17 protein-coding genes and 1 tRNA gene are annotated in these 14,281 nt (G+C 61.8%); 9 read left to right on the forward strand and 9 right to left on the reverse strand.

Annotation, left to right across the window (positions count from 1 at the left end):
- Nucleotides 1–23: 23 nt before the first annotated feature.
- The 6 genes from C0V97_RS13840 to C0V97_RS13865 form a co-directional block, all read right to left on the reverse strand.
- Nucleotides 24–109, reverse strand: a tRNA-Leu gene (locus C0V97_RS13840).
- Nucleotides 110–183: 74 nt separating this feature from the next.
- Nucleotides 184–855 carry a M48 family metallopeptidase gene (locus C0V97_RS13845; protein WP_127103163.1) on the reverse strand — a complete coding sequence of 224 codons (672 nt, stop codon included), beginning with the start codon at nucleotides 853–855 and terminating at the stop codon, nucleotides 184–186.
- On the reverse strand, nucleotides 855–1,349 hold the full coding sequence (locus tag C0V97_RS13850; RefSeq protein ID WP_127103164.1) for a YcgN family cysteine cluster protein: 495 nt from the start codon (nucleotides 1,347–1,349) through the stop codon (nucleotides 855–857). The genes C0V97_RS13845 and C0V97_RS13850 overlap by 1 nt, the downstream gene beginning before the upstream one ends.
- Nucleotides 1,342–1,758, reverse strand: a complete 417-nt coding sequence (locus C0V97_RS13855; RefSeq protein ID WP_127103165.1) for a hypothetical protein — start codon at nucleotides 1,756–1,758, stop codon at nucleotides 1,342–1,344. Before C0V97_RS13855 ends, C0V97_RS13850 begins: the two co-directional genes overlap by 8 nt.
- A complete protein-coding gene (locus C0V97_RS13860) occupies nucleotides 1,755–2,801 on the reverse strand; it encodes an extracellular solute-binding protein (protein ID WP_233582178.1) in 1,047 nt (348 codons plus the stop codon). Before C0V97_RS13860 ends, C0V97_RS13855 begins: the two co-directional genes overlap by 4 nt.
- Nucleotides 2,802–2,863: 62 nt before the next feature.
- Nucleotides 2,864–3,973: an ABC transporter ATP-binding protein gene (locus C0V97_RS13865; RefSeq protein WP_158625426.1), complete on the reverse strand. Its 1,110-nt coding sequence runs from the start codon at nucleotides 3,971–3,973 to the stop codon at nucleotides 2,864–2,866.
- A 74-nt stretch (nucleotides 3,974–4,047) separates the two neighbouring features.
- Here C0V97_RS13865 and C0V97_RS13870 point away from each other — a divergent pair, with 74 nt between their 5' ends.
- The 9 genes from C0V97_RS13870 (at nucleotide 4,048) to C0V97_RS13905 (ending at nucleotide 11,409) form a co-directional block, all read left to right on the forward strand.
- Nucleotides 4,048–4,326, forward strand: coding sequence for a hypothetical protein (locus tag C0V97_RS13870; RefSeq protein ID WP_127103167.1), 279 nt, complete (start codon nucleotides 4,048–4,050; stop codon nucleotides 4,324–4,326).
- A gap of 136 nt (nucleotides 4,327–4,462) precedes the next feature.
- On the forward strand, nucleotides 4,463–4,894 hold the full coding sequence (locus tag C0V97_RS13875) for a phage holin family protein (RefSeq protein WP_127103168.1): 432 nt from the start codon (nucleotides 4,463–4,465) through the stop codon (nucleotides 4,892–4,894).
- Between the two features lie 263 nt (nucleotides 4,895–5,157).
- Entirely contained in the window at nucleotides 5,158–5,352 is a 195-nt protein-coding gene (locus C0V97_RS13880) for a DUF1656 domain-containing protein (RefSeq protein ID WP_127103169.1), read from the forward strand.
- A 108-nt stretch (nucleotides 5,353–5,460) separates the two neighbouring features.
- Nucleotides 5,461–6,372, forward strand: a complete 912-nt coding sequence (locus C0V97_RS13885) for an HlyD family secretion protein (RefSeq protein ID WP_127103170.1) — start codon at nucleotides 5,461–5,463, stop codon at nucleotides 6,370–6,372.
- Between the two features lie 2 nt (nucleotides 6,373–6,374).
- On the forward strand, nucleotides 6,375–7,898 hold the full coding sequence (locus tag C0V97_RS13890) for an efflux transporter outer membrane subunit (protein WP_127103260.1): 1,524 nt from the start codon (nucleotides 6,375–6,377) through the stop codon (nucleotides 7,896–7,898).
- Nucleotides 7,899–7,978: 80 nt separating this feature from the next.
- On the forward strand, nucleotides 7,979–8,899 hold the full coding sequence (locus tag C0V97_RS13895; RefSeq protein ID WP_127103171.1) for a DnaJ C-terminal domain-containing protein: 921 nt from the start codon (nucleotides 7,979–7,981) through the stop codon (nucleotides 8,897–8,899).
- Nucleotides 8,900–8,902: 3 nt separating this feature from the next.
- Nucleotides 8,903–9,049: a hypothetical protein gene (locus tag C0V97_RS18405; protein WP_158625427.1), complete on the forward strand. Its 147-nt coding sequence runs from the start codon at nucleotides 8,903–8,905 to the stop codon at nucleotides 9,047–9,049.
- Between the two features lie 66 nt (nucleotides 9,050–9,115).
- On the forward strand, nucleotides 9,116–10,648 hold the full coding sequence (locus C0V97_RS13900; protein WP_127103172.1) for a peptide MFS transporter: 1,533 nt from the start codon (nucleotides 9,116–9,118) through the stop codon (nucleotides 10,646–10,648).
- A gap of 134 nt (nucleotides 10,649–10,782) precedes the next feature.
- Nucleotides 10,783–11,409, forward strand: a complete 627-nt coding sequence (locus C0V97_RS13905) for a POTRA domain-containing protein (protein ID WP_158625428.1) — start codon at nucleotides 10,783–10,785, stop codon at nucleotides 11,407–11,409.
- 181 nt (nucleotides 11,410–11,590) lie between these two features.
- Here the strand turns inward: C0V97_RS13905 and C0V97_RS13910 are convergent, their stop codons facing one another.
- From C0V97_RS13910 to C0V97_RS13920, 3 genes are all read right to left on the reverse strand, one after another.
- Nucleotides 11,591–12,169, reverse strand: coding sequence for a DUF1643 domain-containing protein (locus C0V97_RS13910; protein WP_233582179.1), 579 nt, complete (start codon nucleotides 12,167–12,169; stop codon nucleotides 11,591–11,593).
- Nucleotides 12,170–12,241: 72 nt separating this feature from the next.
- Nucleotides 12,242–12,811: a peroxiredoxin gene (locus C0V97_RS13915; protein ID WP_127103175.1), complete on the reverse strand. Its 570-nt coding sequence runs from the start codon at nucleotides 12,809–12,811 to the stop codon at nucleotides 12,242–12,244.
- Between the two features lie 17 nt (nucleotides 12,812–12,828).
- Nucleotides 12,829–14,172, reverse strand: coding sequence for a transglycosylase SLT domain-containing protein (locus tag C0V97_RS13920; RefSeq protein ID WP_127103176.1), 1,344 nt, complete (start codon nucleotides 14,170–14,172; stop codon nucleotides 12,829–12,831).
- Between the last annotated feature and the right edge of the window lie 109 nt (nucleotides 14,173–14,281).

Below are 14,281 nucleotides of genomic sequence, written 5' to 3' on the forward strand. Positions count from 1 at the left end.
CACAATAATTTCAATGCTTTATGTGGTGCGAACTATGGGACTCGAACCCATACGCCCTTACGGACTCGAGATTTTAAGTCTCGTGCGTCTACCATTCCGCCAAGTTCGCACAGCACGGCTCTGGCTCTAGCACGGGGGGAGGGGAGTGAAAATCCCCCGGCGATCACCGGCTCGGGTTCGGGTTCAGTTCAGGGCCAGCAGAGCGCTTCCATGTGTCTTAAGCCAGGTCTGTGCGTCAGGTCGGTGCGGGTGAAAGCGATCGACATGAGCCCAGAACGCGCGACTATGGTCAAAATGGGTCATATGCGCGAGCTCGTGAATCATTACATAGCGTCGTACTGATTCAGGCATCAGGGCCAGGCGCCAGTTGAGCATGATCCGCCCTGCGCGGGTGCAACTCCCCCAGCGAGATCTGGCGTTGCTGCATGCGATGGCGCTGGGGGTGCAACCCATCTGTGCCGCGAGCAAGAGTAATTCGCCTGGCAGGCTCAACCCCGCCTGCTTTTTCAGGAAACAGAGAACGCGTTGTTCGAAACGCTCGAGGTTCCCGCCAATCAGGAGATTTTTGTCTTGCAGGCGGGCAGGCTGGCGTTGCTCTGGCGCATGGACAAGCGTCACGGGCCGCCCTGCCACAGGCAGGCTCGCCCCAGGCGCCACAATGAAGCTGGGCGGTAAATCAGCCAGCCTGTCCTTTACCCAGTCCCTATGCGCGTCGAGAAAAGCCTCAGCGCGCTTGAGCGAAACTGTATGCGGATAGGTCACGACCACCTGTCGCCGTGCCGGGTCGATGCGCAGGGAGAGGCGTTTTGCCCGTTTGGTGCGACGCCACAAGACGGGGCAGGTGCTGTCACTCATCAGCGCCGTCGGGTGCGTTTTCGCCGCTTGCGCGCCACCCCTGCCGGGATCTCGGCAGGCCAGTCTACAAGATGGTCTTCAAGCAGCCCGGCATCGCGTTCGCTGATCATACGTCCCTTGCCGGATATGCCTGCCTCATGCACCGAAGCAGCGGAGCCGGAACGCAAAGGATGCCATTCCGGTAGATCCTGCCCGTCACGTATCAGGATATAGGCGCAGCTCGGCGGGAGCCAATCGATATCCGCCAGAACCTCCGGCGTCAGGGACACGCAATCCGGCACCTTGCGAAAGCGCGCGGCGTAACTCGAGCACTGGCATGATTTCAGATCGAGTAGTCGGCAAGCCACATTGGTAAAATAGATGGCATCCGTTTCCTCGTCGCGGAGCTTGTGCAGGCAGCATTTGCCGCAGCCGTCGCAAAGGGACTCCCACTGTTCACGGGTCATATCCGCCAGTGAGACTGTCTGCCAGAAAGGGCGGGGCGTATCAGACATGGGCATGAGGGGGTGTGAGGAAGCACAGCGCGACCCCGATGGCCAGAATCACACAGGAGAGCGCAACAGGCAGGCGCAGCAGAGGGGCCCAGAGATGGCGCAGTCTCGCGGAGGGGCCTGCTCCAAGACCAGATGCCGCGCGTTTGGCCCCGGCAACGCGTTCCCCCGAGAGGCGCAGCGTGACGGGCACCAGGCAGAGCGGAGCCATCATAAACCCGGCGAGTGCCCAGGATCCATGGCCCCAGCGTGCCGCCAGCGCATGGTGCGCCCAGACTCCGCCTAGGAAAATGCCTGTGGCGCCCAACTGGAGCAGCAGCGGGAAAAGTGTTGCAAGTGCAGGGCGAATGGCCAGCAACAGACCGATGCCGAGCACAGCGCCGCCAAGACAGCAAAGCATATCGGCACTCATGGGGCGGAGGTCAGCCAGGCCTGAAGCCGTTTCTGTAACGCGTCGAAATTAAGCGCCCAGAACGTGTCGCTCATGGCCAGAATGCGGGCATCGCGCCCGTCCTGGGGTGCATCCTGGGTGTCGTCATGCAGGGGCGTCTGGTCACGCAGCATTCTGATCACTGCGTCGGTCTGTTCGGACGGAACGTTGCGCGGGATCGCCCAGGAAAGCCTTTGGCGCAGTGATTGGCGCCATTGTGCCGCGAAGGAGATCCGTGGCCCCAGATCCGCCAGTCGGTCATAAGGCGTCGAGAGCATGAGCGCCGCGCCGCTATTCATGATGCGGCTTGCCTCTTCAGGGGTGCGCCACCAGACCAGATAGGGTCTGAGCTGTTCCAGCTTGCGAAAGGCGCGGTCCACTCCGGCGGGTGAGCCGAGAACGGAATAGACATCTCCTGGGGCAACCCCATCGGCCATGAGGGCGATTTCGAGCGTCCCACGCGGGTCGAGGCGCAGCGCGCGCTTGCCGGGATGGCGTGCAATATCCCAGAAGTCTCCCCAATCCGGCGCAGCATCGCCCAAGCGTCCCCTGTCCCAGGCAAGCACGATCGACTCCTCCCCCGCCTGAATGCCGCAGGGTGAGGCCACGTTATTGCGCGTAGGTGCGGATGACGCAGGCTGGGCCGGGGCGGGAAGGCTCTGCACGAGCCCGTCGCGGCAGGCAGCATAAAGCGTGGTGTTATCTACTATCGCCGCGAGCCAGGGCGAAACGCGGGCCGTGGCGGCATCGCGGAGCGTTGTCAGGCTGCCATCCCATTCCCTGAGCGGATAGGGCTGGTCGGGCATCAGAAGTGAATGGGCATCGATGCTCCCGGAGACCACAGCCAGGACTGATTTAGGCGCGGTGCTTCGCGCTGGCTTGGCTGCACGTGCATGACGCGGGCCATGATGCGTATGATGCGGGGTCGCCATCGCAGGACAGGCAAGACCGGAGAGGCAGAGCGTCACCAGCAACATCCACGTCGCGCGCAGGCGCGTGCCACGCGAGCCGTCATCCGGTTTCATGAGGGGAGGTGACGCGTGCAGGAACTGGCCTTTCCGGGCTTGGGTAAGCGTGAGAACGCTTCTTATAGATCGTCTTTCATGGGAAAGGCCACAGCCTGACTGGCCTGCCACGCAAGTTGTAGCGTGGCGCCCGGCTTGATAGCCCGCATGGACTGCAGTAGCGGGCGACGCATGTCGATCTCTGCCCCATCGGCGAGACGCAGCCTGAGCCGAATCTGATCACCTGCGTGAAGCACGGACTGGATGCTCGCCACGAGCGGCGGTGTGTCATCATCACCCGCTACCGTTGTGCCGAAAAGAGGAGTCATGCGGTCAGGGCGCACACAGAGCGTGCATAGGGAATCCTCTTCCAGCGCCTCGTCAGCCATCGCTTCCACCACGCCACCGCAGGCGAGATGGACCCGGGCTATGTCCTCCTCAATGGCGAGGACACGACCGGTCAACAGATTGGCCTCGCCAAACAGACCCGCGCTGCGTGGATCGCTCGGACGTTCGAGCAGCGTGGCGGCGTCGGCGCATTGAATGAGCGTCTCCCGATCGAACAGGGCGATACGCCCCCCGAGCCAGAGTGCATCTTCACGTCCCCGCGCGGCATAGATCATGCTCAGTCCGAGAGCGCGTTGAAGGGTGGAAAGCAATTGCCGCGCCTTGGCTGCGCTGCGCATATCCAGTCCGGAAAGCACGTCGTCCAGCACCAGAATCGCGGGGGCATAGGCCAGAGCGCGTGCCAGCTTGAGGCGTAGGGCCTGTTCTGGCGTCAGGCGATCGGCCCGCGTCGTGGCCAGGGCTTCCAGCCCTGTCAGGGCCATGACGCGTGCGATGCGCGCGTGGAGCGTGTCAGGGCGCGCGCCCTGCACACGCAGCGGAAAGCCGATATTCTCCGATACGCCGAGATGCCCGAACACCGGGTCACGGGGTGAAACCAGGACTATCGGACGGCGCTCGGGGAGGCAGGTCGTCATGTCCTGCCCGGCAAGCAGGATGCGCCCGCCCACAGGCTTGTCGAACCCGGCGAGGATATCACATAGGCGGCTGAGAACCCCTGGCTCCTCTCCCATCAGGCTCAATGCTTCGCCCTCGGTCACCGATAGGGTGAAAGCCTCGCTTCCATAGAAAAGGCAGAGATTGTCAAGGAGCAGGAGAGGTTTGCCGCCTTGCGTCGAAATCGCCATGAAACCTCGCCTCTCCTCCATGCGTTTGTTACGGAACCACTAATTGCGGCTTCGACCGTGCAAGGAGTTGTGACATGAGCAAATCAGACGTCAAGAAATCTCTGGATGTTGCGAGCAAGTCGGCCCAAGACCAGATCGATACGCTGAAGGCTCAGCTAGAGCAGCTTCTGAAGGATCGTATCAATCCTGCGCTGCTCGATGTCGCTGAGCGGGCAGATCACGCGGTCGCCAACGCCCGTGAGATCAAGGATGTGCAGTTGCACAACGCCGAGGCGCGCGTCCGTGCGCGTCCGCTCGCCGCTGTTTTGATTTCTGCGGTCATTGGCTTTATTGCTGGCCGTGTCTCCAAATAGGCTGTCTCCCACCTGAAGCAAGGCGGCCTCTCGTTTTAACCCGTTCCGGAGGCGGGCAGGGTGATCTGGTGCATGCCGGGCCATCCCGTTTGTTTCGCCTCCGAAGCGCTCTTACGTCAAAGGCTAGCGAATCTTCATGAAGGTCATCGATGTCGGGCAAGAGGCCCTGCAGGCTCAAGGCGAGGTCATGCAGCGTGTGGCAATGCGGATCGGACGCCGTATCGCCTATTTTGTCATTGCGGCCATTTTCGGCCTTTTTGCTCTGATTTCGTTCCACGCGGTTCTCTGGGCTTTCGCCTATAGCGTGCTGCATTTCTCTGCATTCGCCGCTGCATGTTCGGTGCTCGGTCTCGATCTCCTTTTCGTGATCATTTTTGCACTGCTGGGGACGCGCAATGTTGCAGACCCCGTCGAATTCGAGGCGCGCCTGCGTCGTGATCGACGCTTCGCGGAATTCAAGCAGACCTTGGCGCTTTCCACCCTCACCGGCCTCCTGATCGGACCGGTTGGACGCTTTACCGGCAAGCAGCTCTTCACCGTCCTGAAGAACATCTTCGCCCGGCGTTGATCGCCTTGACCGTGTTGTGACCGCCATTATCTGAAACCTAATTTAAAATTCAGGTTTGCCTGCTGGCGGCAGCGCAGTGTTTCCCCTATGACCGTCCTGTCACTGCTCCGGGCTGTCGTCTGGAGCTTATCCGGGATCGGTCGGACCACCTGATGTCTGCGCCCCGGTGGCAAGGCGTGTCTCGATCCGCCTTCCATGCCACTGGGCTCTGCTCTCCTCCTCCTGATTCCAGCCGATCGACCCAGGAAGGATGAGGGAGGACGATGCTCGCGGAATTCGATCTTTTCGGCGTCTTCATTTCCCCCATCGCGGTCTATTCGCTTGCCGCCATTCCCGTAACCCTGTTTATCCGCTTCCTGCTATGGCGGACCGGGGCGATCGAGTGGTTCTGGCATGTCGCCCTGTTCGAGGTCGCACTGTATCTGTGTGTGCTCTGTCTGATGGTGCTCTATGTCTGACGGGTCTGCGTCTGGCAGCGCTGCGCGCCTCAAGTGCCTGCCTGCCTCCCCGGCGCGGTTTCCGGTCGCCAATCCCCTGTTCTCCGTTGTGCCCAAGGATAATCTCCCGTGCTGCTCGCCCGTACGCTGATCCGACTCCTCCTGACCTTCGCGGTGCTCGGGGTGACGCTCCTGCTGGGCTACACGCTGTGGGAAACCTATATGATTGCCCCTTGGACCCGTGACGGACGTGTACGCGTCTATGTCGTCGACGCAGCTCCCGAAGTCTCGGGCACCGTTGTGAGCGTGCCGGTCCATGACAATGATTTCGTCCATCGTGGCGACCCGCTTTTCGTGATCGATCCGGTCCGTTTCCGCCTTGCTATCAGAGAAGCCGAGGCCCATCTGGCCAGTGCGGAAGAGGATTTGAAACTGCGCCGCAACGATGCCAAGCGTCGTATGGGCCTGAACGGCATCGTCTCGGCCGAAGAGCAGGAAATCTATAACTCGAATGTCGAGACGCAGGAGGACGCGGTCAATGCAGCGCGGGCCGCGCTCGATGTGGCGCGTCTGAACCTGCAACGTTCCATCGTGTACTCGCCTGTCGAAGGGTATGTCACCAACCTCAATCTGCGCGTGGGTGATTACGCGCATGAGGGCCAGTCCCGCATGGCGGTGATCGACGCGGACAGCTTCTGGATCAACGCCTATTTCGAGGAAACGAAGATGTGGGGCGTTCATGTGGGCGACGTCGCCCGGGTGAAGCTCATGGGGTATCGCGAGATCATCCCTGCCCATGTTGTCTCGATCGCGCGTGGCATCAATGACCAGAACGGTTCCCCCGACAAGCTGGGCCTGCAGGATGTGAATCCTATCTTTACCTGGGTACGTCTCGCACAGCGCATTCCGGTGCGCATCCACCTGGATCGCGTCCCGCCCGAGGTCATTCTGGCAGCAGGCATGACCTGCACGGTGACAGTGGGTACGCCGCCGCAGGGACAGCGGGGACGTCTGACCACATGGCTGCAGAATCATCTCTGATCATGGTTTCTCTTCCACATAGGCTTGCTCTCCTCGCCCTCTCCGTCGTCATGCTTGCCGGGTGCACAGTAGGGCCCAGCTACAAACCCGACCGGATGAAGCTGCCCGACGGCTTCGTGGAAACCGACCATGCCGCGACAGCCGAGGAGATCGCCCGGACCGAAGCCGAAATGAAGGAATGGTGGGGGCAGTATAATGACCCGCTGCTCAACCGTCTGGTCGCTCAGGCCATCAAGGGCAATTACGATCTGCTCATTGCCGATCAGCGGATCATTGCCGGTCGTGCCATGCGCGAGGAAGCTGCCTCGGCCTGGTACCCGCAGCTTGATGTGAATGCAGGGGGCGGGTCCAGTCGCTACTCGATCAACATCGATAACTGGCCGATCCGCCCCGGGAACCCCCAGAACCGTCCCGAGGCCTCGGTTCTGACCTATGGCGCCCAGGCAAGCTGGGAGATCGATGCGTTCGGGCGTATACGGCGCGAGGTCGAGGCGAGCGAGCGCGCCATCGATGTCAGCATCGAAGACCGACGCGCCACGCTCATGACGCTGCTCTCCGATCTGATGCGCGCCTATGTTTCCCTGCGTGGGGCGCAGCTTCGCCTCTCGATCGCCCAGGCGAATGTGAAGAACGCGCAGAGCGAGGTCGACCTCACCAAGCGGCTCTTCCTTGAAGGGATCGGCAACACATTGCAGATCGCTCAGGCCCAGAGCGAACTCGATAGCGAGACAGCCTCGCTCGAGCCGTTCAAGGCCCAGATCGACACACTGAGCCATGGCGTGAGCGTTCTGCTGGGTGACATGCCCGGTGACCTCAAGGCGGAACTCGAAGCTTTACCCAATGGGGTGGCCTCCCTGCCGGAGATGCCGCGTTTTCCCGCAACGCTTCCTTCGATCGTTGTGGCCAATCGGCCCGATATCCGCGCAGCCGAGCGTGGCTATGCCGAGGCGACGGCGCGTATCGGTGTGGCCGTGGCGCAGCTCTATCCCAAATTCTCGATCCCGCTCACGTTCAATCCGAACGCCTCGGCCATGTATCAGGCCTTTCAGGTCAATGCGATGAGCTGGTCGTTCATGATGCTGGCGACCCTGCCGGTCATGCATGGCGGACGTTTCACCTCGCAGGTGGTCGAGGCACGTGCACGCGCCGAAGCCAGCCGCCTGACCTATCGGAAGACCGTCCTCAATGCCTTTCGCGAGGTAGAGGACGCGATGACGTCATGGCTGCATAACGATCACTACGTTGCCCAGCTTCACCAGGCATCGCTCGATAGCGGCCTCGCCGCAGACCGGGCGCGGCGTCTCTACGCAGCCGGTCTGACCGATTACATCAATGTGCTCACCACCCAGCGGACGCTGCTGGGCGCTCAGGATCGCGAGGCCATGGCCCGCACGGCGCGGCTACATGATACGGTGGCGCTTTACACCGCCATGGGGGCCGGCTGGCAGGGTATTGCCCTGCGCGATACGGCCTTGCCAATCGATGCGGCCAAGCAGAGTATTCTGGCCAAGGCGTTCTCTCGCTAGCGCTCTTGAAATACAGGGGCTGGACACAACATTAAACGCATGAATTCTGTAGTATTCACGAAAAACAGGGAGAAACTGGCGTGAAAGATCCTTATGCAGCGCTTGGCCTGACGCGTGGCGCCACGGATAAGGAAATCCGGAGCGCCTATCGCAAGCTCGCCAAGGAGCATCACCCCGACCATAACCCTAACAACAAGAAGGCCGAGGAAGCGTTCAAGGCGGTCGGTGCCGCTTACGGCATTCTGGGCGACAAGGAAAAGCGCGCCCGTTTCGATCGGGGCGAGATCGATGCCGAGGGCAATGAGCGGGGGCCTTTCGGAGGCGGTGGCTTTGGCGGGCAGGGGGGCTTTCATGGGGGTGGCCCAGGAGGCGCGCAATTCAACCAGGAAGATCTTGGCGCATTCTTCTCGGACATGTTCAGCGGTGGCGGCACTGGCGCAGATTTTGGCGGCGGTCCCTTCGGTGGGCGTCGGCGCAGCCGCCGCGGTGCCGATCGCTCCTACACACTGACCGTTTCATTCGAGGACTCTGTGCTGGGCACGACCAGCCGCGTTACCCTGCCCGAAGCGGGTACGGTCGAGGTCAAGATCCCTGCCGGGATTGAAGACGGCCAGACCTTGCGTCTGAACGGCAAGGGCGGCCCCGGCATGGGTGAGAACGCCCCGGCGGGCGATGCGCTGATCACGATCTCAGTCACACCCAGCGCAGTATATACGCGCGATGGGCGTGATCTCAGAGCCAATGTGCCAGTTGATCTCTCGACGGCCATCCTGGGAGGCAAGCTCGTCGTGCCAACGCCCAAGGGGCAGGTCACAATGAAGGTGCCCCCTCATTCCGATACTGGCACCGTGCTGCGTCTGGGCGGTCGTGGCGTGGGAGAGCATGGGTCGCACAAGGCAGGTAATCTCTACGTCACGCTTCAGGTACGCATCGGCACGGTTGATCCGGCCCTTGAGGCGTTCTTTGCCGGGCAGCGCGCCCAGGCGGAGCAGGAGGCCTGACCCGTGCCGGACAGACAGGGGTTCTTCGACTGGAAGCTCATCCTCACGCGTGAGGTGCTGGGGGTCATTACCGCCCTGTTCTTCACCATGCTGCTCATTGGGCTCTGCTATGACGGCATGCGGATCTCGGGGATCTGGTCCGGACTTTAGTCTTTCCATCACGGGGGAGTGTGTTATCTCCGGGCAATCACGTCTCTTTGCCCGGAACCCCTCTTCATGAGTGCATCCTCCCCAACGGAGCTTCCAACGCGACGACAGGCCTTCTCGGTCGTCTTCGCCATAGAGCTGTGGGAACGCTTCGGCTATTACGGCATGCAGGCCGTTCTCACCCTCTATCTGGTTCAACGGCTCGGGCTGAGCGACGTAGCGGCCAATGTCCTGATTGGCGCCTTTGTCGGCCTGACCTATATCACCCCGGTGCTTGGCGGTTATGCGGGTGACCGCATACTCGGACCGCGTCGGACCATGCTCATGGGGGCTTTTGCCCTCGTTTTCGGTTATGCTGCTCTGGCGATGGCCGATCAACATCGTACGCTGCTTTTCTTTGCGATGGCCCTTATTTCGGCAGGTAATGGGCTGTTCAAGCCCAACGCGGCCAATCTGGTGCGGCGCATCTATGAGGGGGACGATGCCGCTCTCGATGCGGCGTTCACGATCTATTATATGTCGGTCAACGTGGGCTCGACGGTGTCGATGCTGCTGACACCGCTTCTGCAGGATCGTTACGGGCCGGCCAGTGCCTTTCTGACCTGTTCAGGCGGGCTGGTCGTGGGGCTGCTCTACTATTTCTGGCGCCGTCGCTGGATCCATCATGCCGGGTCGGCGCTCGACAAGGGACCGTTCCAGACCAAGCCGTTCCTCATCGTGCTGGGTGGTTTCGTCCTGACTGTGCTGGTCCTGACCGGGATCATCGCAAGCCCGGGTATTGCACGCCTTTGTGTCTGGGCGGCCAGTCTGGCGATTGCGCTGCTCTGGGGGCGCCTCTACTGGCGTTCAGGCGCGGCTGCGCGCCCTGGGTTGCGCCTCACCTTCCTGCTTTGCCTCGAAAGCATGGCGTATCTGATCTTTTATCAGCAGATGATGACATCGCTCACCCTTTTTGCCCTGCGTGCGGTCGATGGTGACCTGCGCATCGGTGGGGTCACGCTCGTTCACCTGAGCGCTGGCCAGTTTCAGGCGCTCAATCCGATCTGGATCATGCTCGCGAGCCCGCTTCTGGCGGCACTCTATAACCGTCTTGCTGCGCAGGGCCGAGACCTGTCCCTGGCCCACAAGATGGTGCTTGGCTTCGGGCTTGTGACCCTGGGCTTCCTGATCTGGTGGATTGCGGCGGCGCATGCCCAGAACCTCGTCTCGGCTTGGGTCATGGTGCTTGGATACGGTCTGGTCTCCGTGGCGGAGCTTTTGACCATGGCGCTGGGCCTTGCCATCATCGCACGTTACACCTTGCCTGAAAGCAGCGGGTTCATGATGGGCTCGCTCTACCTGCTCTGGGGCGTGGCCATGTATGCGGGCAGCCTCGTAGCCAATTATGCGGCCGCAACCGGTGCCCCGATGACAGGGGCTGCTGCGGCGGCACTATATGTGCCGCTCTTCCGTGATCTGTTCGTAGCCGGGCTGATCCTGACCGGGGTACTGATTGCCCTGCTGCCGCTGGCCAAGCGTTGGGACTGCGCCCATGTGCAGGCCACCGGCCCCCACGCGACCCCTGCGGTTCCTCCGGCCATGCCGCTCGAGGTTGAGGGCTGAACACTGACCGAGTTTTCGAGGGGCGTCGGGCCGGGTTTTGCCAAGCGTCCCTCAAGCTGCCTATGATCCGGTGTCGCGCCGGACAGGTTTCCTGCTTCGGTGTTCTGTTTGACCCAGTTCAAGAGGACGAAGAGATGAAGCCGAATTCCCGTTTTGCCCTGGCAGGTCTGGCCCTGATGGCCGGTACGGCCGCTCTGCCCCTTCTGCCACAGACCGGGCTGGTCACGCCTGCTCTTGCCGCAAGCGCCCCTGCAGCAACCGCACCTCTGACCCTCAAGATCCTGAAGGTGGAGGGGAACAAGGCAATTTCCACCGACGATATCATGGCGGCACTTCCCTATCACGTGGGCGACACGGTGACGCGTGAGCAGCTCGATGCCGGCGTGCAGAAAGTGGCAGATCTCTATAAGGCCAAGAATCTTGGCGCAAAGTTCAGTGAGAAAGAGCGCTTCGTGAAGAACACGGTGCAGTTCTATCTCGTGATCGAGGAACAGGCCCCCGAGGCCGCCGCGGCACCCGCGCCTTTCGTGCTCGACAGGGTCGAATTCACGGGCAACAAGAAGGTGCCGACGGCTGAGCTCGAAGCGGCAACCGCACTCCGCCCGGGTGCAACGGTGACCGCCGAGGCTGCCAATGCCGATACGGTAGCAATCCAGAAGGTCTACCAGAAGCATGATATGGGCGTACAGATTCAGCCCGTCGCCACCCAGCCGAACCACGACAACCATGTGGTTCTGACCTATCAGATCACGGAGAAATAAGCATCTTCAGGTTCTCGCTCCTTCGGGCTCACTGCCCGGAGGCTGCCTTCTGACGCATGACACGGCCGTCGTCCGGGCGTGATTTCTATCGGTCTAAGCCGCGAAGCGGATATCTTGCGCTTCGTTTCCTGGATCGACCTGTGTGTGCTTAGGGCATGCGCCTGAAGCGTGTTGCGCGCGTTCAGACGCGCTCGAGCGCTTCAAAGAAGGAGGTTTCCAGCCTTGTCGGTTCCAGCGTTCCGGGAAGGTAGAGAGGGTGCTCAGGCCGCCCTCTCTTGCTCAGCCTCATTACATAGAGGGCAATTCCGGCTTCGTGCAGCCTGAGCGCAACCTCATTGCCCCTGTCGCGAAGTGAGGGATGCGTGGGCGAGCCATAGGCGAGGATGACCTTGTCAGCCTCTTTGGCCATGGCGAGTAGGGCGTCGTCATTACCTGGGCCATTTGGATCAGGCACCTCGAGGAGGCGCTTCTGGTCCGTGCATCGATAGGCAAAGCTGTTACCTACGAACATCGCTCCGTAGCCCCAGCTCCGCGCATAGCGCTGGCATTTGGCCACGGTGCGGTCGTCGCCATATTCAGTGGCGACAGACGGGTTCATCATCAACCACATCACGGTGGGCTTGCTGGGGTCCCACACACGATGAAGGCGATAACGATAGCAATCGCCGGAGCCGTCATACGTAGCGGTGCTCACGACGTCATCCTGCAGGCGAAGGGCGGCGGCGGAGCCAACATGATGGGGAGAAGGTCTGTCGGGCATGGTCAGTTTCATCGCGCCCGAGCCTGAACCAGAGCGCGGAAAGGGGTGAGGGGCAACAAGGACCCAGCCAGCTTACTTGCGGCGGTGCCTCATGACATCGGCCTTGAATGTCTTGAGCGCGGCAAGTGCCTTTTGGACATGATTGCCAGGGGTTTCGGAACTGATCGTCTCAATGATCTGACCTTCCGGCGCGATCACATAGGTCACGCGCTGGGCAATATCGAGCATGGGCATCTTGGCGTCATAGAGACGCGTCACTTTCCCATCGCTGTCAGACGCAACCGGAAACTGGCCTTTGATCTGGCTTGCGGAGAAATCGTCGAGCTTGTGGATGTTATCCATCGACACGCCGATCACACTGGCGCCGAGCGCCTTGAATTGCGGCATCGCATCAGCGAAGCCGTGAGCCTCCATCGTGCAGCCTTTGGTGAAGGCAGCAGGGTAGAAATAGAGAACCACAGGGCCCTTCGCCAGCGCGTCGTGCAGTGTATACGGCATTTCCTGCCCATTCTGGGTGGCAGGAAGCGTAAAATCAGGGGCCTCGCTGCCCTGCTTCAGGGCGGCATGGGCAGCGGGAGCAGCAGCAACCAGTGCGAGCGACAGGAGCGTCGCCGGGCGAATCAGAAGCGTGAAACGGGACATGCGAACTCCGCGAGGGGTCAGAACGACGAACCCGGAGAGACGACCACGCAGGGTGTGTCGCGGCCCATCTTCCGGCAGGCTGCCACGGCATTGTCATGCGACAGGTTCACAAGGCGCGCCCGGTAAAGATGCGCGCGCCCCGATTGCACCGTGGAAACCTGACTACGCGCACCGGAAAGCGAAGTTCCGGCGTGGTTCTGCGCCTGGGCAACGGCGCGCGTCGCTTGCACGGCGGAATTATAGGCACCGACCTGAATGGCCCAGCTACCGCTCTGGATGGCACGTGGGGCGGCCTCTGCCGTGCGCTGGGGCGAGCGGAGGACGGGGCGCGGGGTCATGACGGCAAGAACCGGCTCAGCTGAGAGGCTGCGACCGACGGGAATGGGCTGCACGGGGGCGCGTCCCGCCCAGGCCTGCGCCACATTATCGGGCGATTCCGATTCAGCTGGCGCGTTGAGGCTCGCCAACTGGACTGGCGCCGCTGCGGCGGGTGCACTCGAGCTGACACCGCGTGCTGCCCAGGCCGCGCTGACAGACGAGCGCGATGTCGCAGGCGCTTCAGCCACCTGCATGTCCTGCTGATCGGCCCTGTAGGTCGCTGTCTGGGCCTGACGGCGCCAGGCCGCGCGCACCGCAGAAGTATCGGTATCGTTCTGAGCCACCATCGTCGCAGCGTTCGGGTCGTGCTGAGACACGAGCAGATCGGCCGCAGAGCGGTTGCGTGGCCAGATCCCGGCGATCTGCGGTCCGACATGGGCGACATAGCGGCGCGTCTCGCGGGGCAGGGCGCGCCCGCGGCGAAGATAGGAGTCGAGGCTTCCGGGACCGTCATTATAGGCCGCGAGGAAACCCGGCGACCCGTAGATATCATACATCTGGCGTATATAGGCCGTGCCCGCCATGATGTTGTCATGCGGGTCATAGGCGTCATCGCCTAGTGCGTATTGCGAGCGCATGTCGTCATAGGTAGGCGGCATCAGCTGCATCAGGCCCATGGCCCCCGGCGCCGAGGTGGTGAATTGCCCGTTGCGATCAAAGAGACGCCCGCCCGATTCCTGCATCATGACCGAACGGATCCAGGGGGAGGGGACATCGAATCGCTCCGATGCTTCCTCGATATAGGGACCCCAGGGATCTTCCGGCGGGCCGGGAGGGGCGTAATAGGATTTGGCATGATGGCGGTAATTGGCCGCTTCCTGGGCCACCGGCACCTGCGGGCGCTGGGGCCCGTTGGCGCAGGCCGTCAGGAGAGCGGCAGCACCGGTGATGACGAGAAAACGCGTGGTTCGCAATCCCGAAGGACGGAGCCGCCGGGATTCTTCTTGTCCGGCTTTGCTGTTCGAACGGGAGGGACGAATCATGATGCGCTTCACCTGATGCAACCGAGCTTGATCCGCATTCTGCGGCAGGAATACGGCAAAACTACGGAGGGGACTGCAAGAAAGAAAGCAGTAATTGCAGCGAGGGTGC

Origin of the sequence: Asaia sp. W19 (assembly GCF_003994335.1) — a bacterium.
Classification (GTDB): domain Bacteria; phylum Pseudomonadota; class Alphaproteobacteria; order Acetobacterales; family Acetobacteraceae; genus Asaia.

Bases quoted from the DNA above. Each gene is read 5' to 3' on its own strand.
- C0V97_RS13845 (WP_127103163.1), bottom strand. From the start codon at position 855: ATGAGTGACAGCACCTGCCCCGTCTTGTGGCGTCGCACCAAACGGGCA.
- C0V97_RS13850 (WP_127103164.1), bottom strand. From the start codon at position 1,349: ATGTCTGATACGCCCCGCCCTTTCTGGCAGACAGTCTCACTGGCGGAT.
- C0V97_RS13855 (WP_127103165.1), bottom strand. From the start codon at position 1,758: ATGAGTGCCGATATGCTTTGCTGTCTTGGCGGCGCTGTGCTCGGCATC.
- C0V97_RS13860 (WP_233582178.1), bottom strand. From the start codon at position 2,801: ATGAAACCGGATGACGGCTCGCGTGGCACGCGCCTGCGCGCGACGTGG.
- C0V97_RS13865 (WP_158625426.1), bottom strand. From the start codon at position 3,973: ATGGCGATTTCGACGCAAGGCGGCAAACCTCTCCTGCTCCTTGACAAT.
- C0V97_RS13870 (WP_127103167.1), top strand. From the start codon at position 4,048: ATGAGCAAATCAGACGTCAAGAAATCTCTGGATGTTGCGAGCAAGTCG.
- C0V97_RS13875 (WP_127103168.1), top strand. From the start codon at position 4,463: ATGAAGGTCATCGATGTCGGGCAAGAGGCCCTGCAGGCTCAAGGCGAG.
- C0V97_RS13880 (WP_127103169.1), top strand. From the start codon at position 5,158: ATGCTCGCGGAATTCGATCTTTTCGGCGTCTTCATTTCCCCCATCGCG.
- C0V97_RS13890 (WP_127103260.1), top strand. From the start codon at position 6,375: ATGGTTTCTCTTCCACATAGGCTTGCTCTCCTCGCCCTCTCCGTCGTC.
- C0V97_RS13900 (WP_127103172.1), top strand. From the start codon at position 9,116: ATGAGTGCATCCTCCCCAACGGAGCTTCCAACGCGACGACAGGCCTTC.
- C0V97_RS13905 (WP_158625428.1), top strand. From the start codon at position 10,783: ATGAAGCCGAATTCCCGTTTTGCCCTGGCAGGTCTGGCCCTGATGGCC.
- C0V97_RS13910 (WP_233582179.1), bottom strand. From the start codon at position 12,169: ATGCCCGACAGACCTTCTCCCCATCATGTTGGCTCCGCCGCCGCCCTT.
- C0V97_RS13915 (WP_127103175.1), bottom strand. From the start codon at position 12,811: ATGTCCCGTTTCACGCTTCTGATTCGCCCGGCGACGCTCCTGTCGCTC.
- C0V97_RS13920 (WP_127103176.1), bottom strand. From the start codon at position 14,172: ATGATTCGTCCCTCCCGTTCGAACAGCAAAGCCGGACAAGAAGAATCC.